This is a genomic window from Brevundimonas viscosa (assembly GCF_900116065.1).
GTDB classification, from domain to species: domain Bacteria; phylum Pseudomonadota; class Alphaproteobacteria; order Caulobacterales; family Caulobacteraceae; genus Brevundimonas; species Brevundimonas viscosa.
Genome location: NZ_FOZV01000004.1, coordinates 1 through 16,135 on the forward strand (window position 1 = coordinate 1; position 16,135 = coordinate 16,135).

Genomic DNA, 16,135 nt, shown 5'->3' on the forward strand with positions numbered 1-16,135 from the left:
CAAGGAAGAGGGCGGCCGTCACACCCCGTTCTTCACCAACTACCGTCCGCAGTTCTACTTCCGCACCACCGACGTGACCGGCATCGTGCACCTGAAGGAAGGCGTCGAGATGATCATGCCCGGCGACAACGCCGAGCTGAACGTCGAGCTGATCACCCCGATCGCCATGGAAGAGAAGCTCCGCTTCGCCATCCGCGAAGGCGGCCGCACGGTCGGAGCCGGCGTGGTCTCCAAGATCACGGAGTAACGCCAAGGGCGCTATCGCTCGCGACGCGGTCGCTCGCTGCTTGAGCGCGTGACGCGAGACTGAAGACAGAGCGGCCCCCGGAGCGATCCGGGGGCCGTTTCGCTATGGGCCTCGAGCCGCGAGCGACCGCGTCGCGAGCCCAGGCCCCCTTAGATGAACCGCACCTCCACCCCCGGCTTCACCGCCGCGGCCAGCTGTTCGGCGTCCCAGTTGGTCAGGCGCACGCAGCCGTGCGAGGCGGTCTTGGCGATCTTCGCCGGGTCCGGCGAGCCGTGGATGCCGTAGCCGTCGCGCGACAGGTCGATCCAGACGGAGCCGACCGGATTGTTCGGGCCGGGGGGCACGACGACGGTCTCGTCGCCCGAGCCGTAGCTCAGTTCGTCGGGGTCAAAGGTGTAGTCGGGTTCGGGCGCGACGCCGTTGACCCGCAGCGTTCCGGACGGGGCGGGATTGGTCTCCGAGCCGATGCTGGCGGGGTAGAAGGCGACCAGTCGGCCCGCGTCGTCGAAGGCCCGCAGCGCGCGCTCCGTCTTGTCGACGACGATGCGGGCCACCGCCGGCAGCGCCGGATCGCCCACGGCCGGCACGAGCAGGCGCTGGCCGGGGGTGCGGAAGTCGACGCCGGGATTCAGGGCCTGCAGCAGGGCCTCGGTGATGTGGAAGCGCTCGGCCAGGCGTTCGCGCGGGCCGGTGTAGCGCACGCCCTGCCGGGCCTGGGTCGCGAGGTCGTCGGAGGGAGGCGGGCTGAACGGCCCCGCGAGGTCCTCGGCGGTGAGCACGTAGCTGGTCGTGGCCGCGCGCGGGTCGGCGGCGGCGAGCCGCTGCATCAGGGCGTCGTCGATGGCGTCGCCCTCGAGACCCTCGGCCTTGCGAAAAGCGGCCACGGCCTGGCGGGTGTTCTCGCCGCGCAGGCCGTCGATGACGCCGGGCGAGAAGCGGGAACGGTCGAGGAGGATCTGCAGGCGCACCAGTCCGGGATCGGGGCGCGCCGCGGCGGGGGCGTCGGGAGCCTCCCCTGACGGCGCCGCCGGGTCCGGCGTCGCCGCTGCGGGCAGGGCCCGGTCGATCTCCTCCGCGGTGAAGATCGGGGACGCGGCCGCAGCGCGGTCCGACGCCGCGGGGGAGGCCTCCGGGTCGGGTGCGCCGCAGGCGGCGAGGGCGAGGAGGGCGGTCGAGGCGAGGATCAGACGCATGGGTTCCGGGGCGGTTGCGGGAGACCCCAAGCCAATTCCTCGCGCGGCCAGGCGTTCCCGGCCGGCCTCAGCGAAGGGCGGCGGCCAGGCCCTCGGCGGCGACCTCGGCCCAGCAGGCGTAGCCGGCGTCGTTGAGGTGCAGGTCGTCGGGGCCGACGCCGCCGCGCTCCAGTCCGCCCCAGTCCGCCATGGCGGCGAAGCGGCCATGCACGGCGTAGCGCTTGCGGCCGCCTTCCAGGGCGATCAGCCGGGCCATCTCGGCCAGGGCCGGGTTGCGGCCGCGGAACGAGGGGTTGTCGGTCGCCTCGGGCAGGCGCTGGGAATCGACCAGCAGCACGTCGACGCCGGCCGCGTCGAGAATTCCCTGGCCGCGCCGGAAATCGGCGAAGACGTCGTCCATCGACCGGTCGCGCAGCACGTCGTTGGTTCCCAGCTGCCAGATCACCAGGTCCGGCCGGACGGCGGCGGTCTCGCGGGCCAGCCGGTCGGCGGTCTCCTTCGCCGTCTCGCCGCCGATCCCCCGGTTGACCACGGTCACCTCGACGCCGGGCAGCCGGCGCTCGAGCCCGGCTTCCAGCCGGGGCGCGAAGCCGAGCTCGGGCCGGCTGGCGCCGACGCCCTCGATCGAGGAGGAACCCATGGCGAGGACGGTCAGCCGGCCGGCGGCGACCGCGGCGCGGCTGCGCGTCAGCCCGTCGTTGGCGACGACGTGCGCGGCGCTAACCGGGCAGGCGGCGGGCGCCGTCTGCGCAACGGCGGGGGCGACGGCGAGGAGGGCGAGGACGCTGAGCGGGGCGGCGAGGGCGAGACGGGCGGACTTCAAGGATTGGGCGTTCCGGTGGCGGGATCGACGGCGGTGTCGCCGGAGTTGGAGGAGCCCTCGGAACCCTCGGGCTCCTGGGCGGGGCGGGGCGGTTCGCCATCGCGGGGCGGGCGGCGCTCCTCCTCGTATTCGTTCTGGCGGCCGGGGTCACGGTCGGACATGGCGGGGCTCCGTTCTTGTACAGCCAGGGCAACGCCCGGGCGCGGCGCCGGCTCCGCAGCATCTCGTTCACCAATCCCCTAAACCGTACCGCAACGGCGCCGGGAGCAGGATGCCCGGGTCGCGAGACGTCGCCCCCGGGGAGCCATGACCGAACAGCTGGACCTGGAGATCATCCGGCCGGACGCCCTGCGCCCGCATGACCGGGCCGCCTGGGAGGCGATCCGGGCGGCCGATCCCGCGCTGGACCATCCGTATCTGGACCCGCGGTTCGCCCTGGCGGCGGCGGACGTCCCCGGCGCGGCCGTGGCGGTGTTCCGCCGGGCCGAAGCGGCGGTCGCCTTCTTTCCCTTCCAGCGGCGCGGCCGGCTGATCCAGCCGCTCGGCGCGCCGCTGAGCGACTATCACGGCGTCGTCGCCGCTCCGGCCGACCGGCTGACGCCGGACGCGCTGGCGCGCCGGCTGGGCGGGACGCTGCGCGTCGGCGGCTGGATCGTCTCCCCGGTCGAGGCGCCGGGCTTCGTGCGCAAGGCCCGCATGGCGACCGACGTCACCGGCGGTCGGCAGGCGCTGTGCGACCGCCTGGAGGCCCGCAGCCACCGCTTCTTCAAGAACATGCGCCGGCTGGGCCGCGGCTTCGAGCGTGATCACGGCGCGCCGGTGTTCGCGTGGGACGACCGCGATCCGGCGGTGCTGGAGTGGATCGTGGGCCACAAGCGGGCCCAGTACCGCCGCACCCGCCGGCACGACGTCTTCGCCTGCGGCTGGACGGTCGATCTGCTGCGCCGACTGCACGCCATGCATCCGGACGGCTTCGGCGTGCGGGTGACATCGTTGCGCAAGGCCGACGGGACGCTGGTCGCCGCCGAGGCGTCGCTGGACGACCGCCGCACCCTGCACCTGTGGTTCCCGACCTACGACCCCGCCTTCAGCGCCTACGGGCCCGGCACCCTGCTGACCCGGCGCGAGCTCGAGCAGGCCGCGGAGGACGGCTACAGCCTGGTCGACTTCGGGGCCGGCGAGGAGGGCTACAAGTCCGCCCTGTCCGAGCCGTCGGGGGCGGTGTTCGAGGGGGCGGTCCGGAGCGGCGGCCCGGATCTGGCGGGGCTGGCGGAACGGATGCTGGCCTCCGGGCCGGCCCCGGTGCGGCGCTTCCAGCAAAGCCTCGGCCGTCGCTTCGACATCATCAATGCCTGCGAGACCCGCGCCGCCGACTGGTGGGCCGGCGCGGCGGGGGCGGCCGCGGCGGCCGCCCGCAAGACCCTGGGAGCCTCCGCATGACCGAGCGCCTGATTCCGGAGTTCGACGCCGGCCGGCGCGCCGCCTTCGGGCGGACACCGATGACCTACGCCCACCGGCTGCTGGACACCGGCCTGTTCGGCGACGACCGGCTGGCGGCGCAGCTGGAGCGGCATCCGGCCGAGCTGTTCGACATCAACATCTTCCACTACGACGCCGACGACCAGGCGCTGCTGCAGACCGGGACCAAGGGCGACCGGCCCGGCGCGGCCCTGCTGGAGGCGGTCAAGGCCGGCCGGGTGTGGATCCAGATGCGCCGCATCCAGGACCACTGGCCCGAGCTGGGCGCGGCGATGAAGCGGGTGTTCGCCGAGCTGTCCGAGCAGGTCCCGGGCTTCCGTCCCGTGCAGGTCACCGGCCAGCTGATCCCGTCCGCGCCCCAGGCCAAGGTGCCCTTCCACGCGGATCCGCCGGGCGTGACCCTGTTCCACCTGCGCGGCGAAAAGCGCATCTGGATCTATCCCGTCGACGAGGCGCACATGCCCAGCCGGTCGATGGAGAACATCGTCATGGAGCAGCAAACCGAGGATCTGCCCTACCGGCGCGAGATGGACGCGGCCGCCGAGGTGTTCGACCTGACGCCCGGCATGGCCGTGGCCTGGCCGCTGCACGCGCCGCACCGGATCGAGAACCTGGGCAGCTTCAACGTCTCGCTCTCCTGCGACTACCAGACCTGGACCTCCCGCATCACCAACGGCGCCCACTTCGCCAACGGGGTGCTGCGCCGCTGGGGCGCGCCGGTGCTGCCGGCCGACCGGGCGCCGATGGCGGCGCGCGCGGCGCTGTGGGGCGCGTCGACGGCGCTGCGCCGCATGGGGCTGGTGAAGACCCGACTGGAGTCCTACGAGCGGGCCTTCGAACTGGGCGACGCCCCGCCGCCGCCGGACAAGGGGCTGATCGCGCCGCTGGCGATGCGCTGACGGCGCCTCATCCTTACAACGAGGTCATGACCTCGATTTAAAGTGACTTGGCCGTGGGCCGGACGCACCTTCCCCTCACATTCGGACAGGGAGGTTCCCCATGAAGCCCGCGATCGTAGTCGCATCCGCCGTCGCCGCGGCCGCCCTCGCCGGGCCGGCGCTCGCCAAGGAGCCCAGCGTCGAGATCCGCCACGCCGTGGCCCGGGTCGCCGTCGTGATCGAGGATCGCACCGACATCGCCGTCGAGGTCGAACAGGGGACGTCGGAACTGCCGGCGATCCGCGTCACCCGCGAGCGCGACGAGATCCGCATCGACGGCGGCTTGCGCCGCCGCGGCTGGTTCGGCGGCGACAACATCCGCAGCTGCAACACCGGTCCGGGCACGGGCCGGGCGGGCGAGGGCGCCTCGGCCGAGGTGCGCGGGGTCGGTCGGGTCAGCCTGGCGGACGCGCCGCTGATCGTCATCCGGACGCCGCGCGCCGTGGACGTGAACGCCTCGGGCGCCGTGTTCGGCTCGGTGGGCAGGGGCGCGACCTCGGTCGAGCTCGGCAACGGCGGCTGCGGCGCCTGGGACATCGCCAACGTGGACGGGCCGCTGTCGCTGAGCATCGGCGGATCGGGCGACATGCGCGCCGGGACGTCGACCCGCCTCGACATCGCCATCGGCGGTTCCGGATCGGTGGCCGCCGGCTCCACGGGAGAACTGGATGTCGCGATCGGCGGGTCCGGCGATGTCGTGGTCGCCCGCATCGACGGCTCCATGGACGTGTCCATCGGCGGCTCCGGCGACGTGCAGGTCCGCGCCGGGTCCGCCCCGACGGTGGACATCTCGATCGCCGGTTCCGGCGATGTCGAGTTCGGCGGGGTGGCTGGCGACGTCGACGTGTCGATCATGGGCGGCGGGGACGTGGACATCGCCCGCGCCACCGGTTCCGTCAGCCGCTCGATCGTCGGCGGCGGGGACGTTCGCATCGGCAGTTGATCCGCCTCGGCCGCCGCGAGCGAGAAGGCCCGGGAGCGTGGAACCCCCCGGGCCTTTTTCGCGTCCGACGACCGGGTTCCACCGCAACAAACAAAAGAAGGCCCCGGCGGATCGCTCCGCCGGGGCCTTCTGCATCAGCGAGGCGTCGGCCTAGAGGGCGCCGACGGCCGCGCCCAGACCGGCCACCGTGCGGCCGAGGTCGGCGCCGGCGCGCTCGCGGGCCCGCAGGTCGCCGCCGAACGAGAAGCGCACGCCGACCGACAGGGTGTCGACGGTCAGGTCAAGGTCTTCCAGCTCGCTGTGGGTCCAGCCGCCGGTGACGCTCATGCCGGTGTCGGCGATCTGGTATTCGCCGCCGACGTTGGCCGACCAGGCGTCGGTGTCGACGCCGCCGCCGAGATCGGCGGTGTGGTAGCCGAGGCCGCCGTTCACGCGGAACTTCGGCGAGACGTAGTAGGCCGCGTCGCCGCCCAGGCTCCAGATGTCGGCGTCCGTGCCGTCGATGGTCTCATAGGCGAGCGAACCCGTCAGGGTCAGCTTGTCCATGTAGTGCTGGGCCTCTGCGCCGAAGCTCCACAGCTGTTCGTCGCCGACCTCCTGGCCGCCGGCGAAGGCGCCGAAGCGGGTCGCGCCGAAGGTGCGGCTGGCGTGGATGCGGCCGTTGACGTTGCTGGCGTCGGAGCCGAGCGCGTCATCGAAGGCGTACAGGAAGGCGCCGTCCAGGGTGACGGTCCAGTCAGCGGTGATCGGCGTGGCGACCGCGGCGTCGATCGCGGCGAACTCGGCCTCGCCGTCCAGACCGGCGAGCTCGAGGTCCACGTTCGAGTAGGTGACGCCGAACGAACCCACGCCGTCCTGGGCGAGAGCCGGCGCGGCGGCGAAGGCGGCGACGGCCGCGGTGGCGAGGAAGAGAGACTTCATTCTTGTTTTTCCTTGCTCGCAGCGGCGGGGAGTCGCGCTGCGGACGGCGGGGCTATCAGCGCCGTCTCCAGCGTGGCTATTACAAAGCTGTCACGAAACAACGGCTTGTGACCGTTGTGGCGAGCGCGCCACGCATTGTGGCGCCGGAGCGGCAGGCGTGCGGACGGAAAGCGGCGGAGTCTCACGCCGCGGTCAGAATTGGGGCCGGGGGCGGCATCCTCGTCTCCTTGAGAGCGGGGAAGGCCGGCATCCGACGCCGCCACGGTTTCGCCGCTTGACGGAAGCGGAATCGCCGGTCATAAGCCCCCACTCTTGTTGGACCGGCTGTGCACCTCCGGGTGCAGACGCGGTTCGCAGGGACGACCTGAGTACCTGTTCTTTGCAGCGCTTCAGGACTTCAACGGCCTTCGCGGGCTTCCGCGTGGGCCGATCGTTTTTGCGGACGTGCGTACCCTGAGGGCTCTCGAGCCCGAAAGGCTCCGGTCTTTGAAATGGTTCACAGGGACGCGGTCCACCGACCGCTTGGGAAAAACAACCGATATGGATCAGAGCATCCGCATCAGGCTGAAGGCCTTCGATCACCGCGTCCTCGACTTTTCGACGCGCGAGATCGTCAACACCGCCAAGCGCACGGGCGCGACCGTTCGCGGTCCGATCCCGCTGCCGACCCTGATCGAAAAGTTCACCGTGAACCGCTCGCCGCACGTCGACAAGAAGTCGCGCGAGCAGTTTGAAATCCGCACGCACAAGCGCGTGCTCGACATCGTCGACCCCACCCCGCAGACCGTGGACGCGCTCATGAAGCTCGACCTGTCCGCCGGTGTGGACGTCGAGATCAAGATTTAATCGAGAAGGGCGGGATCCGACATGCGTACGGGCGTGATCGCCAAGAAGCTGGGCATGACCCGCGTGTTCGCCGATGACGGCGCGCACGTTCCGGTCACTGTGCTCCAGCTCGACGGCTGCCAGGTCGTCGGCCAGCGAACCCAGGAGCGGGACGGCTACGTCGCCCTGCAGCTGGGCGCGGGCATGAAGAAGGCCAAGAACACCAACAAGGCCCAGCGGGAGGCTTTCGCCAAGGCGGAAGTCGAGCCGAAGGCCTATGTGGCCGAGTTCCGCGTCGACGCGGAAGGCCTCGTCGACGTGGGCGCCGAGCTGTCGGCCGACCACTTCGTCGCCGGCCAGAAGGTCGACATCCAGGGGCTGACCATCGGCAAGGGCTTCGCCGGCGGCATGAAGCGCTGGAACTTCGGCGGCCTGCGGGCGACCCACGGCGTGTCGGTCTCGCACCGCTCGCACGGTTCGACCGGCAACCGCCAAGATCCGGGCCGCACCTTCCCCGGCAAGAAGATGGCCGGCCACCTCGGCCAGGAAACCGTCACCCAGCAGAACCTGACCGTCGTCCGCGTGGACGCCGAGCGTGGCCTGATCCTGGTCAAGGGCGCCGTCCCGGGCCACGACGGCAGCTACGTCAAGGTTCGCGACGCCATCAAGAAGGCCCGTCCGGCCGACGCCCCGTTCCCGGCCGGTGTCAAGTCGAACAAGGCCGCTGCTCAACCCGCTGAGACCCCGGCTGAAGAAGCCCCGGCCGTCGAAGCGACCGAAGGCGGTGAAGCGTAATGAAACTCTCGGTCATCAAACTCGACGGCAAGGCCTCGGGCGACGTTGAACTGTCGGACGCCGTCTTCGGCATCACCGACATCCGCGGCGACCTGCTGGCCCGTTACGTCAACTGGCAGCTGGCCAAGCGCCGCGCCGGCACCCACAAGGTCCAGACCCGGAACGAGAACTCTCGCACCGGCAAGAAGATGTACAAGCAGAAGGGCACCGGCGGCGCCCGTCACGGTTCGCGCCGTGCGCCGCAGTTCGTCGGCGGCTCGCGCGCCTTCGGCCCGGTGGTCCGTTCGCACGGCTTCTCGCTGCCGAAGAAGGTCCGCGCCCTGGCCCTGAAGCACGCCCTGTCCTCCAAGGCGAAGGCCGGCGACCTGGTGGTCGTCGACACCGTCTCGGTCAAGGAGCCCAAGACCGCCAAGCTGCGCGAGCAGTTCGGCAAGCTGGGCTGGAGCAAGGCCCTGATCATCGCGGGTCCGGAAGTCGACGCGAACTTCGGCCTGGCCGCGCGCAACATCCCGCACATCGACGTGCTGCCGAACGCCGGCCTGAACGTCTATGACATCCTGCGGGCCGACAAGCTGGTGCTGACCAAGGCCGCCGTCGAGGCGATCGAGGCGCGCTTCTCTGAGAAGGAGGCCGCGTAATGGCCGGCGCTCAACCCACCGCCCGTCACTACGACACCATCCTGGCTCCGGTGATCACCGAGAAGGCCACGATCCTGTCGGAACAGAACAAGGTCGTCTTCCGCGTCGCGGACGACGCCACCAAGGACGAGATCGCCGCGGCGGTCGAGGCCCTGTTCAAGGTGAACGTGCTGAAGGTCAACACCCTCGTCCAGAAGGGCAAGACCAAGCGTTTCCGCGGCATCATGGGCCGTCGGGTCGACATCAAGAAAGCGATCGTGACGCTGGCCGAAGGCCAGTCGATCGACGTCACCACGGGGCTCTGAACCGATGGCTCTGAAGACCTACAATCCGACCTCGCCGGGCCGCCGCGCCCTGGTGCTGATCGACCGCTCGGAGCTCCACAAGGGCCGTCCGGAAAAGTCGCTCGTCGAAGGCCTGACCAAGTCGGGCGGTCGCGGGCAGGGCGGTCGCGTGGCCGTCCGCTTCCGCGGCGGCGGGGCCAAGACCCTGTACCGCAAGATCGACTTCAAGCGTCGCAAGTTCGCCTCGGCGACGGTCGAGCGCCTGGAGTACGATCCGAACAGGACCGCCTTCATCGCCCTCATCACCTATGAGGACGGCGAAAAGGCCTACATCATCGCGCCGCAGCGCCTGAAGGCGGGCGACACGGTGGTGGCCGGCGAGCGCGTCGACGTGAAGCCGGGCAACGCCATGCCGCTCCGCTCGATGCCGGTGGGTACGATCATCCACAACATCGAGATGAAGCCGGGCAAGGGCGCCCAGCTGGCCCGTTCGGCCGGCGCCTACGCCCAGCTGGTCGGCCGCGACCAGGGCTACGCCCAGATCCGCCTCGGCTCGGGCGAGCTGCGCATGGTGCTGGACGGCTGCATGGCCACGGTGGGCGCGGTGTCGAACCCCGACCACATGAACCAGAACCTCGGCAAGGCGGGCCGCAAGCGTCACATGGGCTTCCGTCCGCACGTCCGCGGCGTGGCCATGAACCCGATCGACCACCCGCACGGTGGTGGTGAGGGTCGCACCTCGGGCGGCCGTACGCCGGTCACGCCGTGGGGCAAGGACACCAAGGGCACCCGCACCCGCAAGAACAAGGCCACGGACAAGTTCATCATCCGTAGCCGTCACGTGAAGAAGGCTCGCTAACCGATGGCCCGCTCCTCCTGGAAAGGCCCGTTCGTCGACGGGTATCTGCTCAAGAAGGCCGACGCCGTTCAATCGTCGGGCCGCAAGGACGTGATCAAGACCTGGTCGCGCCGCTCCACCATCCTGCCGCAGTTCGTCGGTCTGACGTTCGGCGTCCACAACGGCCAGAAGCACGTGCCGGTGTCCGTCTCCGAGGAGATGGTCGGCATGAAGCTCGGCGAGTTCGCCCCGACCCGGAACTTCCCGGGCCACGCGGCGGACAAGAAGGCCAAGAGGAAGTAACCGATGGCCCAGACCAAGAATCCCCGTCGGGTCGGCCAGACCGAAGCCCGCGCCAAGCTGGTGAACGTCCGGATCAGCCCCCAGAAGCTGAACCTGGTCGCCGCCTCGATCCGCGGCCTGCCGGTGCAGAAGGCGCTCAACGAGCTGGAATTCAGCCGCAAGCGCATCGCCACCGACGTCCGCAAGGTCCTGTACTCGGCCATCTCCAACGCCGAGAACAACCACAACCTCGACATCGACAACCTCGTCGTCGCCGAGGCCTTCGTGGGCAAGAACCTGGTGATGAAGCGTTTCGCGAGCCGTGCTCGCGGTCGTTCGTCGCGCATCCTGAAACCGTTCAGCGAGATCACCATCGTGGTCCGTGAAGCCGGCGAGGCCGCCTGATGGGTCAGAAAGTCAATCCGGTCGGGCTGCGGCTCGGCGTCAACCGCACGTGGGACAGCCGCTGGTTCGCCGGCGGCGCCGACTACGCCAAGCTGCTGCACCAGGACCTGAAGCTGCGCGAGTGGCTGAAGGAGCGCCTGTCGGCCGCCGGCGTGTCGCGCATCATCATCGAGCGTCCGCACAAGAAGTGCCGCGTGACGATCTACGCCGCCCGTCCGGGCGTCGTGATCGGCAAGAAGGGCGCCGACATCGAGAAGCTGCGCAAGGACATCGCGGCCCAGACCGAAGGCGAGGTTCACCTGAACATCGTCGAAGTCCGCAAGCCCGAGACCGACGCCCAGCTGATCGCCGAGAACATCGCACAGCAGCTGGAACGCCGGATCGCCTTCCGTCGCGCCATGAAGCGCGCGATGCAGTCGGCCATGCGCCTGGGCGCCAAGGGCGTCCGCATCAACGTGTCGGGTCGCCTCGGCGGCGCCGAGATCGCGCGGATGGAGTGGTATCGCGAAGGCCGCGTGCCGCTGCACACCCTGCGCGCCGACATCGACTACGGCTTCTACGAAGCGAAGACGACGTACGGCATCATCGGCGTGAAGGTCTGGGTCTTTAAGGGTGAAGTGCTCGAGCACGATCCGATGGCCCAGGACAAGCGTTGGGCCCAGGAAGCCTCGGGTCCGTCGTCGAATGAAGGCCGCGAGCGCGGCGGCCCCCGCGGCGACCGCGGTCCGCGTCGCGACCGGGGACGTGAGAGCTAAGTCATGCTGCAACCGAAGAAGACCAAGTACCGCAAGGCCTTCAAGGGCCGCATCCACGGTGCGGCCAAGGGCGGCTTCTCGCTGAACTTCGGCTCGTACGGGCTGAAGACGGTCGAGCCGGAACGCATCACGGCGCGTCAGATCGAGGCGGCCCGCCGCGCGATCACCCGCCAGATGAAGCGTCAGGGCCGGGTGTGGATCCGGGTGTTCCCGGACCTGCCGGTCACCGGCAAGCCGGCGGAAGTCCGGATGGGCAAGGGCAAGGGCGCCGTGGACCACTGGGCCGCGCGCTGCCACCCGGGCCGCATCCTGTTCGAAATCGACGGCGTGCCGGACGACATCGCCCGCGAGGCGCTGCGCCTCGGCGCCGCCAAGCTGCCGGTGCGCACCAAGGTGGTCACCCGCCTCGACGCCGGCGTCGCCCATACGGAGGCCGCTGCCTGATGACCAAGATCGCCGATCTCCGGTCGCAAACCGCCGACCAGCTGTCCGACGAGCTGCTGAAGCTCAAGAAGGAACAGTTCAACCTGCGCTTCCAGGCCGCCACCGGCCAGATGGAAAAGACCCACCGGGTCTCGGAAGTGCGCAAGGACATCGCCCGCATCTCCACGCTGCTGCGTGAGAAGCGGACCGTCGCTTAAGGGAACGAAGATGCCGAAGCGAATTCTCGAAGGCGTGGTCGTCTCCGACAAGGGCGACAAGACCGTCGTCGTCAAGGTCGAGCGCACCCTGCTGCACCCGGTCCTGAAGAAGACCGTCCGTCTGTCCAAGAAGTACCACGCCCACGACGAAGCCAACGCCCTCAAGGTCGGCGACCTGGCCCGCATCGTCGAGTGCGCCCCGAAGTCCAAGCTGAAGCGGTGGGAAGTCCTGCCCGCCTCGGCTTCGTAAGAAGAAGGATCGGATCCCATGATCCAGATGCAAACTAACCTGGAGGTGGCCGACAATTCGGGCGCTCGCCGGGTCATGTGCATCAAGGTGCTGGGCGGCTCCAAGCGCCGCTACGCCTCGGTGGGCGACACCATTGTCGCCTCGGTGAAGGAAGCGATCCCGCGCGGCCGCGTGAAGAAGGGCGACGTCGTTCGCGCCATCGTCGTGCGCACCGCCAAGGACATCATGCGCAAGGACGGCTCTGTCATCCGTTTCGACAAGTCGGCCGCCGTCATCGTCAACAAGCAGAACGAGCCGGTCGGCACCCGCATCTTCGGCCCGGTTCCGCGCGAGCTGCGCGCCAAGAACCACATGAAGATCATCTCGCTGGCTCCGGAGGTCCTGTAACCATGGCCGCCAAGATCAAGAAGGGCGACAACGTCGTCGTCCTGACCGGCAAGGACAAGGGCCGCACCGGCCAGGTCCTCAAGGTCCTTCCGACCGAAAACCGCGTGGTGGTGCAGGGGATCAACATGGTCCAGCGCCACACCCGCCCGACCCAGATGGACCCGCAAGGGGGCATCAAGAACAAGGAAGCGTCGCTTCACCTGTCGAACGTCGCGATCGCCGACGCCAGCGGCAAGCCGACCCGCGTCGGCTTCCGCGAGGAAGACGGCAAGAAGGTCCGCTTCGCCAAGACGACGGGAGACGTCATCTGATGGCTACCGAGAAATACACCCCGCGGCTGAAGTCCGAATACGTCTCGCGCATCCGCAAGACGATGAAGGAAAAGTTCGGCTACACCAACGAGATGCAGGTGCCCAAGCTGGACAAGATCGTCCTGAACATGGGCATCGGCGAAGCCGTGGCCGACTCCAAGAAGGCGACCGCCGCCCTCAAGGACCTGACCGCGATCGCCGGCCAGAAGGCCGTGCCGACCAAGGCCCGCAACTCCATCGCCGGCTTCAAGCTGCGCGAAGGCATGGTCATCGGCGGCAAGGTCACCCTGCGCGGCGACCAGATGTACGAGTTCCTGGACCGGTTCATCACCATCGCGCTTCCGCGCGTGAAGGATTTCCGGGGCCTGAAGGGCACCTCGTTCGACGGTCGCGGCAACTACGCCACCGGTCTGAAGGAGCACATCGTGTTCCCCGAGATCAACTACGACCAGATCGACCAGATGTGGGGCATGGACATCGTTGTCTGCACCACGGCCAAGACCGATGAGGAGGCCAAGGCCCTTCTCACCGAGTTCAAGTTCCCGTTCGTGAACTGAGCGGGAAGGGAAGAGAACAATGGCTAAGAAGTCCGCCGTGAACCGCAACGAGATGGTCAAGGCCCTCGTCGCGAAGTACGCCGACAAGCGCGCCGCCCTGAAGGCGACCGCCAACGACGAGTCGCTGCCGCTGGAGGAGCGCTTCGAGGCGCGCCTGAAGCTGGCGCAGCTGCCGCGCAACTCGGCGCCGAACCGCATCCGCAACCGCTGCGAGGTGACGGGCCGTCCGCGCGCCTACTATCGCAAGCTGAAGATGAGCCGGATCGCCCTGCGTGAGCTGGGCAACCTGGGTCAGATCCCCGGCCTGACGAAGTCGAGCTGGTAAGGGGAGACAGACAGTCATGATGATCAACGATCCCCTGAGCGACATGATCGCCCGCATCAAGAACGCCGCGACCCGCAAGCGTTCGAAGGTGCTGACCCCGGCCTCGCGCCTGCGCCAGCGCGTCCTCGACGTGCTGCAGGACGAAGGCTACATCCGCGGCTACAACCTGGTTCAGAACCCGGGCGAGTTTCCGCAGTTCGAGATCGAGCTGAAGTATTTCGACGGCGCCCCGGTGATCGCCGAGATCAGCCGCGTGTCGAAGCCCGGCCGTCGCGTCTACTCGGCCATCAGCGACCTGAAGCCGGTCAAGAACGGCCTCGGCATCTCGATCCTTTCGACGTCCAAGGGCGTCATGTCCGACGCCGCGGCCCGCGAGGCCAACGTGGGCGGCGAAGTTCTCTGCAGGGTCTACTAAGATGTCCCGTATCGGCAAGAAAACCATCGCGATCCCGAAGGGTGTGACCGTCTCGCTCGACGGCCAGACCGTGTCGGTGAAGGGTCCCAAGGGCGAGCGCACCTGGACCGTCGCCGAAGAGATCGAGGTCAAGCAGGAAGGCGATGAGCTGTCGCTGACCCCGCGTTCCGACACCCCGCGCGCCCGCGCGATGTGGGGCCTGTCGCGGACCCTGGTCGACAACATGGTCACCGGCGTCACCACCGGCTTCGACAAGACGCTGGAGCTGGTCGGCGTGGGCTACCGCGCGGCGATGAAGGGCAGCCAGCTGTCGCTGCAGCTCGGCTTCTCGCACGAGGTCGACATCGATCCGCCGGCGGGCGTGACCTTCGCCGTGCCGAAGCAGACCGAGATCAAGATCTCGGGCAGCGACAAGCAGGCCGTGGGCCAGATCGCCGCCGTCATCCGCAAGCTGCGTCCGCCGGAGCCCTACAAGGGCAAGGGCGTCCGCTACGCGGGCGAGACCGTGCGCCGCAAGGAAGGCAAGAAGAAGTAAGCCATGGCCACCACTCTCAAGCAAAACGCCAAGCGTCGCGCCGAGCGCACCCGTCGCCGCCTGAAGGCCGTGGCCAACGGCCGCCTGCGCCTGTCGGTCTACCGGTCGGACAAGAACATCTCGGCCCAGATCATCGACGACGCCCAGGGCGTCACCGTGGCCTCGGCCTCGTCGCTGGAAGGCGGCAAGGGTTCGAAGGGTTCGGACGTCGCCTCGGCCGCCAAGATCGGCAAGCTGATCGCGGAGCGCGCCATCGAGAAGGGCGTCAAGGACGTCGTCTTCGACCGCGGCGGCTACATCTATCACGGCCGGGTCAAGGCCCTGGCGGAGGCCGCGCGCGAAGCCGGCCTGAACTTCTAAGGGACGAGAAGCATGGCTCGTGAACCCAACCGCGGCGGCGGCGACCGCAACCGTCGCGACAACCGCAACGCTCCCGCCGCCGATGGTCCGGACTCGGACATCGTCGAGAAGCTGGTGCACATCAACCGCGTCGCCGCCACCGTGAAGGGCGGCCGCCGGTTCTCGTTCGCGGCCCTGATGGTCGTCGGCGACGGCAAGGGCCGCGTCGGCTTCGGTCACGGCAAGGCGCGCGAAGTGCCGGAAGCCATCCGCAAGGCGACCGAAGAAGCCAAGAAGACGATGATCCGCGTGCCGCTGCGCGAGAACCGCACCCTGCACCACGACGGTCAGGGCCGCTGGGGCGCCGGCAAGATCATGATGCGCGCGGCCCCTCCGGGCACCGGCGTCATCGCGGGCGGTCCGATGCGCGCGGTCCTCGAAACCCTCGGCGTCCAGGACGTCGTGGGCAAGTCGACCGGCTCGTCGAACCCCTACAACATGATCCGCGCCACCTTCGAAGCCCTGAAGGTCCAGTCCTCGCCCCGCCAGGTCGCGTCCAAGCGCGGCAAGAAGGTCGCGGACCTGATGGGTCGTCGCAACGACGGCGCCTCGGCGCCCGAAGCCATCGAGAGCTGATCATGGCCAAGAAAGAACAAGCCACCGTCACCGTCCGCCAGACGGGCTCGCCGATCCGCCGCAAGGCCGACCAGCGCGCCACCTTGGTCGGCCTCGGCCTGAACCGCGTGGGTCGCGAGACGACCCTCGAGGACACCCCGGCGGTCCGCGGCATGATCGCCAAGGTCGCCCACATGGTGGAAGTGGTCGAGAAGTAACGAAATCTCCCTCCCCCTGCAGGGGGAGGGAAGATCGCCGCTTGCGGCGATCGGGTGGGGGCGGCTATAGGCCGCCCTTCATTGCGTTCCGGGGGTGGCTGTTACGGCGCCCCCACCCGGCCGCTTCGCGGCCACCCTCCCCGGACGGGGAGGGCGAAGCCAACCAGCCGAGTCCG

At 69.3% G+C, this 16,135-nt stretch carries 28 protein-coding genes; 24 read left to right on the forward strand and 4 right to left on the reverse strand.

The annotated features are described in order from the left end of the window. The coding region (locus tag BM333_RS08290) for an elongation factor Tu (RefSeq protein ID WP_483861817.1) at window positions 1–247 on the forward strand (247 nt) is incomplete at its 5' end. A 149-nt stretch (window positions 248–396) separates the two neighbouring features. Here BM333_RS08290 and BM333_RS08295 read toward each other — a convergent pair. The 3 genes from BM333_RS08295 to BM333_RS15930 form a co-directional block, all read right to left on the reverse strand. Continuing rightward, on the reverse strand, window positions 397–1,440 hold the full coding sequence (locus tag BM333_RS08295) for a L,D-transpeptidase family protein (RefSeq protein WP_092309729.1): 1,044 nt from the start codon (window positions 1,438–1,440) through the stop codon (window positions 397–399). A 67-nt stretch (window positions 1,441–1,507) separates the two neighbouring features. Further along, complete coding sequence (locus tag BM333_RS08300) at window positions 1,508–2,263, reverse strand: SGNH/GDSL hydrolase family protein (RefSeq protein ID WP_092309732.1); 756 nt, start codon at window positions 2,261–2,263, stop codon at window positions 1,508–1,510. Further along, a complete protein-coding gene (locus BM333_RS15930) occupies window positions 2,260–2,424 on the reverse strand; it encodes a hypothetical protein (protein ID WP_177221845.1) in 165 nt (54 codons plus the stop codon). Before BM333_RS15930 ends, BM333_RS08300 begins: the two co-directional genes overlap by 4 nt. A 145-nt stretch (window positions 2,425–2,569) precedes the next feature. Between BM333_RS15930 and BM333_RS08305 the strand changes: the two genes are divergently transcribed. The 3 genes from BM333_RS08305 to BM333_RS08315 all read left to right on the forward strand — a co-directional run bounded on the left by BM333_RS08305 (window position 2,570) and on the right by BM333_RS08315 (window position 5,623). Next, a complete protein-coding gene (locus BM333_RS08305) occupies window positions 2,570–3,703 on the forward strand; it encodes a GNAT family N-acetyltransferase (protein ID WP_092309735.1) in 1,134 nt (377 codons plus the stop codon). Next, window positions 3,700–4,641, forward strand: a complete 942-nt coding sequence (locus BM333_RS08310; RefSeq protein ID WP_092309738.1) for a hypothetical protein — start codon at window positions 3,700–3,702, stop codon at window positions 4,639–4,641. Before BM333_RS08305 ends, BM333_RS08310 begins: the two co-directional genes overlap by 4 nt. Window positions 4,642–4,741: 100 nt before the next feature. Continuing rightward, on the forward strand, window positions 4,742–5,623 hold the full coding sequence (locus tag BM333_RS08315) for a GIN domain-containing protein (protein WP_092309741.1): 882 nt from the start codon (window positions 4,742–4,744) through the stop codon (window positions 5,621–5,623). A gap of 150 nt (window positions 5,624–5,773) precedes the next feature. Here the strand turns inward: BM333_RS08315 and BM333_RS08320 are convergent, their stop codons facing one another. Further along, entirely contained in the window at window positions 5,774–6,544 is a 771-nt protein-coding gene (locus BM333_RS08320; protein ID WP_092309744.1) for a TonB-dependent receptor, read from the reverse strand. Between the two features lie 540 nt (window positions 6,545–7,084). Here BM333_RS08320 and rpsJ point away from each other — a divergent pair. Genes rpsJ through rpmD form a run of 20 tightly spaced genes read left to right on the forward strand, consistent with a single transcriptional unit; the run spans window position 7,085 to window position 15,959 of the window. Then, complete coding sequence (gene rpsJ, locus BM333_RS08325; protein ID WP_003164367.1) at window positions 7,085–7,390, forward strand: 30S ribosomal protein S10; 306 nt, start codon at window positions 7,085–7,087, stop codon at window positions 7,388–7,390. A gap of 21 nt (window positions 7,391–7,411) precedes the next feature. Next, window positions 7,412–8,164, forward strand: coding sequence for a 50S ribosomal protein L3 (gene rplC / locus BM333_RS08330; RefSeq protein ID WP_092309746.1), 753 nt, complete (start codon window positions 7,412–7,414; stop codon window positions 8,162–8,164). Beyond that, window positions 8,164–8,802, forward strand: coding sequence for a 50S ribosomal protein L4 (gene rplD / locus BM333_RS08335; protein WP_092309749.1), 639 nt, complete (start codon window positions 8,164–8,166; stop codon window positions 8,800–8,802). The genes rplC and rplD overlap by 1 nt, the downstream gene beginning before the upstream one ends. After that, a complete protein-coding gene (locus BM333_RS08340; protein ID WP_092309752.1) occupies window positions 8,802–9,107 on the forward strand; it encodes a 50S ribosomal protein L23 in 306 nt (101 codons plus the stop codon). The genes rplD and BM333_RS08340 overlap by 1 nt, the downstream gene beginning before the upstream one ends. A 4-nt stretch (window positions 9,108–9,111) precedes the next feature. Next, the gene (rplB, locus tag BM333_RS08345; RefSeq protein WP_092309755.1) at window positions 9,112–9,945 is read left to right on the forward strand and encodes a 50S ribosomal protein L2; all 834 of its coding nucleotides are present in this window, start codon (window positions 9,112–9,114) and stop codon (window positions 9,943–9,945) included. Window positions 9,946–9,948: 3 nt separating this feature from the next. Continuing rightward, complete coding sequence (gene rpsS, locus BM333_RS08350; protein WP_017506055.1) at window positions 9,949–10,227, forward strand: 30S ribosomal protein S19; 279 nt, start codon at window positions 9,949–9,951, stop codon at window positions 10,225–10,227. A gap of 3 nt (window positions 10,228–10,230) precedes the next feature. After that, on the forward strand, window positions 10,231–10,611 hold the full coding sequence (rplV, locus tag BM333_RS08355; RefSeq protein WP_092309758.1) for a 50S ribosomal protein L22: 381 nt from the start codon (window positions 10,231–10,233) through the stop codon (window positions 10,609–10,611). Then, complete coding sequence (gene rpsC / locus BM333_RS08360; protein ID WP_092309761.1) at window positions 10,611–11,366, forward strand: 30S ribosomal protein S3; 756 nt, start codon at window positions 10,611–10,613, stop codon at window positions 11,364–11,366. Before rplV ends, rpsC begins: the two co-directional genes overlap by 1 nt. Before the next feature lie 3 nt (window positions 11,367–11,369). Next, on the forward strand, window positions 11,370–11,810 hold the full coding sequence (gene rplP, locus BM333_RS08365) for a 50S ribosomal protein L16 (protein WP_092309764.1): 441 nt from the start codon (window positions 11,370–11,372) through the stop codon (window positions 11,808–11,810). Then, window positions 11,810–12,007, forward strand: coding sequence for a 50S ribosomal protein L29 (gene rpmC, locus BM333_RS08370; RefSeq protein ID WP_092309767.1), 198 nt, complete (start codon window positions 11,810–11,812; stop codon window positions 12,005–12,007). Before rplP ends, rpmC begins: the two co-directional genes overlap by 1 nt. A gap of 10 nt (window positions 12,008–12,017) precedes the next feature. Further along, entirely contained in the window at window positions 12,018–12,257 is a 240-nt protein-coding gene (gene rpsQ / locus BM333_RS08375) for a 30S ribosomal protein S17 (protein WP_056450347.1), read from the forward strand. Between the two features lie 18 nt (window positions 12,258–12,275). Beyond that, window positions 12,276–12,644 carry a 50S ribosomal protein L14 gene (gene rplN / locus BM333_RS08380; RefSeq protein ID WP_055832151.1) on the forward strand — a complete coding sequence of 123 codons (369 nt, stop codon included), beginning with the start codon at window positions 12,276–12,278 and terminating at the stop codon, window positions 12,642–12,644. A 2-nt stretch (window positions 12,645–12,646) separates the two neighbouring features. Continuing rightward, window positions 12,647–12,955, forward strand: coding sequence for a 50S ribosomal protein L24 (gene rplX / locus BM333_RS08385; protein WP_092309770.1), 309 nt, complete (start codon window positions 12,647–12,649; stop codon window positions 12,953–12,955). After that, entirely contained in the window at window positions 12,955–13,512 is a 558-nt protein-coding gene (gene rplE, locus BM333_RS08390; RefSeq protein ID WP_092309773.1) for a 50S ribosomal protein L5, read from the forward strand. The genes rplX and rplE overlap by 1 nt, the downstream gene beginning before the upstream one ends. Before the next feature lie 19 nt (window positions 13,513–13,531). After that, window positions 13,532–13,837 carry a 30S ribosomal protein S14 gene (rpsN, locus tag BM333_RS08395; RefSeq protein ID WP_092309776.1) on the forward strand — a complete coding sequence of 102 codons (306 nt, stop codon included), beginning with the start codon at window positions 13,532–13,534 and terminating at the stop codon, window positions 13,835–13,837. A gap of 16 nt (window positions 13,838–13,853) precedes the next feature. Further along, window positions 13,854–14,252 (forward strand): 30S ribosomal protein S8, encoded by a 399-nt coding sequence (gene rpsH / locus BM333_RS08400; protein WP_092309779.1) that lies wholly within the window; start codon window positions 13,854–13,856, stop codon window positions 14,250–14,252. Between the two features lies 1 nt (window position 14,253). After that, window positions 14,254–14,787, forward strand: coding sequence for a 50S ribosomal protein L6 (gene rplF, locus BM333_RS08405; protein WP_092309782.1), 534 nt, complete (start codon window positions 14,254–14,256; stop codon window positions 14,785–14,787). Window positions 14,788–14,790: 3 nt separating this feature from the next. After that, complete coding sequence (gene rplR, locus BM333_RS08410) at window positions 14,791–15,147, forward strand: 50S ribosomal protein L18 (RefSeq protein ID WP_092309785.1); 357 nt, start codon at window positions 14,791–14,793, stop codon at window positions 15,145–15,147. Between the two features lie 12 nt (window positions 15,148–15,159). Then, a complete protein-coding gene (gene rpsE, locus BM333_RS08415) occupies window positions 15,160–15,762 on the forward strand; it encodes a 30S ribosomal protein S5 (protein WP_092309788.1) in 603 nt (200 codons plus the stop codon). A 2-nt stretch (window positions 15,763–15,764) separates the two neighbouring features. After that, window positions 15,765–15,959 (forward strand): 50S ribosomal protein L30, encoded by a 195-nt coding sequence (gene rpmD, locus BM333_RS08420; RefSeq protein ID WP_092309791.1) that lies wholly within the window; start codon window positions 15,765–15,767, stop codon window positions 15,957–15,959. Window positions 15,960–16,135: the final 176 nt, after the last annotated feature.

What these genes read in the sequence shown, in the direction of transcription:
- BM333_RS08305 (WP_092309735.1), top strand. Translation starts at nt 2,570, where the DNA reads ATGACCGAACAGCTGGACCTGGAGATCATCCGGCCGGACGCCCTGCGC.
- rplB (WP_092309755.1), top strand. Translation starts at nt 9,112, where the DNA reads ATGGCTCTGAAGACCTACAATCCGACCTCGCCGGGCCGCCGCGCCCTG.
- rpsH (WP_092309779.1), top strand. Translation starts at nt 13,854, where the DNA reads ATGATGATCAACGATCCCCTGAGCGACATGATCGCCCGCATCAAGAAC.
- rpsS (WP_017506055.1), top strand. Translation starts at nt 9,949, where the DNA reads ATGGCCCGCTCCTCCTGGAAAGGCCCGTTCGTCGACGGGTATCTGCTC.
- BM333_RS08295 (WP_092309729.1), bottom strand. Translation starts at nt 1,440, where the DNA reads ATGCGTCTGATCCTCGCCTCGACCGCCCTCCTCGCCCTCGCCGCCTGC.
- rplF (WP_092309782.1), top strand. Translation starts at nt 14,254, where the DNA reads ATGTCCCGTATCGGCAAGAAAACCATCGCGATCCCGAAGGGTGTGACC.
- rplC (WP_092309746.1), top strand. Translation starts at nt 7,412, where the DNA reads ATGCGTACGGGCGTGATCGCCAAGAAGCTGGGCATGACCCGCGTGTTC.
- rplE (WP_092309773.1), top strand. Translation starts at nt 12,955, where the DNA reads ATGGCTACCGAGAAATACACCCCGCGGCTGAAGTCCGAATACGTCTCG.
- rplN (WP_055832151.1), top strand. Translation starts at nt 12,276, where the DNA reads ATGATCCAGATGCAAACTAACCTGGAGGTGGCCGACAATTCGGGCGCT.
- BM333_RS08310 (WP_092309738.1), top strand. Translation starts at nt 3,700, where the DNA reads ATGACCGAGCGCCTGATTCCGGAGTTCGACGCCGGCCGGCGCGCCGCC.
- BM333_RS08315 (WP_092309741.1), top strand. Translation starts at nt 4,742, where the DNA reads ATGAAGCCCGCGATCGTAGTCGCATCCGCCGTCGCCGCGGCCGCCCTC.
- BM333_RS08320 (WP_092309744.1), bottom strand. Translation starts at nt 6,544, where the DNA reads ATGAAGTCTCTCTTCCTCGCCACCGCGGCCGTCGCCGCCTTCGCCGCC.
- rpsJ (WP_003164367.1), top strand. Translation starts at nt 7,085, where the DNA reads ATGGATCAGAGCATCCGCATCAGGCTGAAGGCCTTCGATCACCGCGTC.
- rpsC (WP_092309761.1), top strand. Translation starts at nt 10,611, where the DNA reads ATGGGTCAGAAAGTCAATCCGGTCGGGCTGCGGCTCGGCGTCAACCGC.
- rplX (WP_092309770.1), top strand. Translation starts at nt 12,647, where the DNA reads ATGGCCGCCAAGATCAAGAAGGGCGACAACGTCGTCGTCCTGACCGGC.
- rpmC (WP_092309767.1), top strand. Translation starts at nt 11,810, where the DNA reads ATGACCAAGATCGCCGATCTCCGGTCGCAAACCGCCGACCAGCTGTCC.
- BM333_RS08340 (WP_092309752.1), top strand. Translation starts at nt 8,802, where the DNA reads ATGGCCGGCGCTCAACCCACCGCCCGTCACTACGACACCATCCTGGCT.
- rplD (WP_092309749.1), top strand. Translation starts at nt 8,164, where the DNA reads ATGAAACTCTCGGTCATCAAACTCGACGGCAAGGCCTCGGGCGACGTT.
- rplV (WP_092309758.1), top strand. Translation starts at nt 10,231, where the DNA reads ATGGCCCAGACCAAGAATCCCCGTCGGGTCGGCCAGACCGAAGCCCGC.
- rplP (WP_092309764.1), top strand. Translation starts at nt 11,370, where the DNA reads ATGCTGCAACCGAAGAAGACCAAGTACCGCAAGGCCTTCAAGGGCCGC.
- rplR (WP_092309785.1), top strand. Translation starts at nt 14,791, where the DNA reads ATGGCCACCACTCTCAAGCAAAACGCCAAGCGTCGCGCCGAGCGCACC.
- rpmD (WP_092309791.1), top strand. Translation starts at nt 15,765, where the DNA reads ATGGCCAAGAAAGAACAAGCCACCGTCACCGTCCGCCAGACGGGCTCG.
- rpsQ (WP_056450347.1), top strand. Translation starts at nt 12,018, where the DNA reads ATGCCGAAGCGAATTCTCGAAGGCGTGGTCGTCTCCGACAAGGGCGAC.
- rpsE (WP_092309788.1), top strand. Translation starts at nt 15,160, where the DNA reads ATGGCTCGTGAACCCAACCGCGGCGGCGGCGACCGCAACCGTCGCGAC.
- BM333_RS15930 (WP_177221845.1), bottom strand. Translation starts at nt 2,424, where the DNA reads ATGTCCGACCGTGACCCCGGCCGCCAGAACGAATACGAGGAGGAGCGC.
- rpsN (WP_092309776.1), top strand. Translation starts at nt 13,532, where the DNA reads ATGGCTAAGAAGTCCGCCGTGAACCGCAACGAGATGGTCAAGGCCCTC.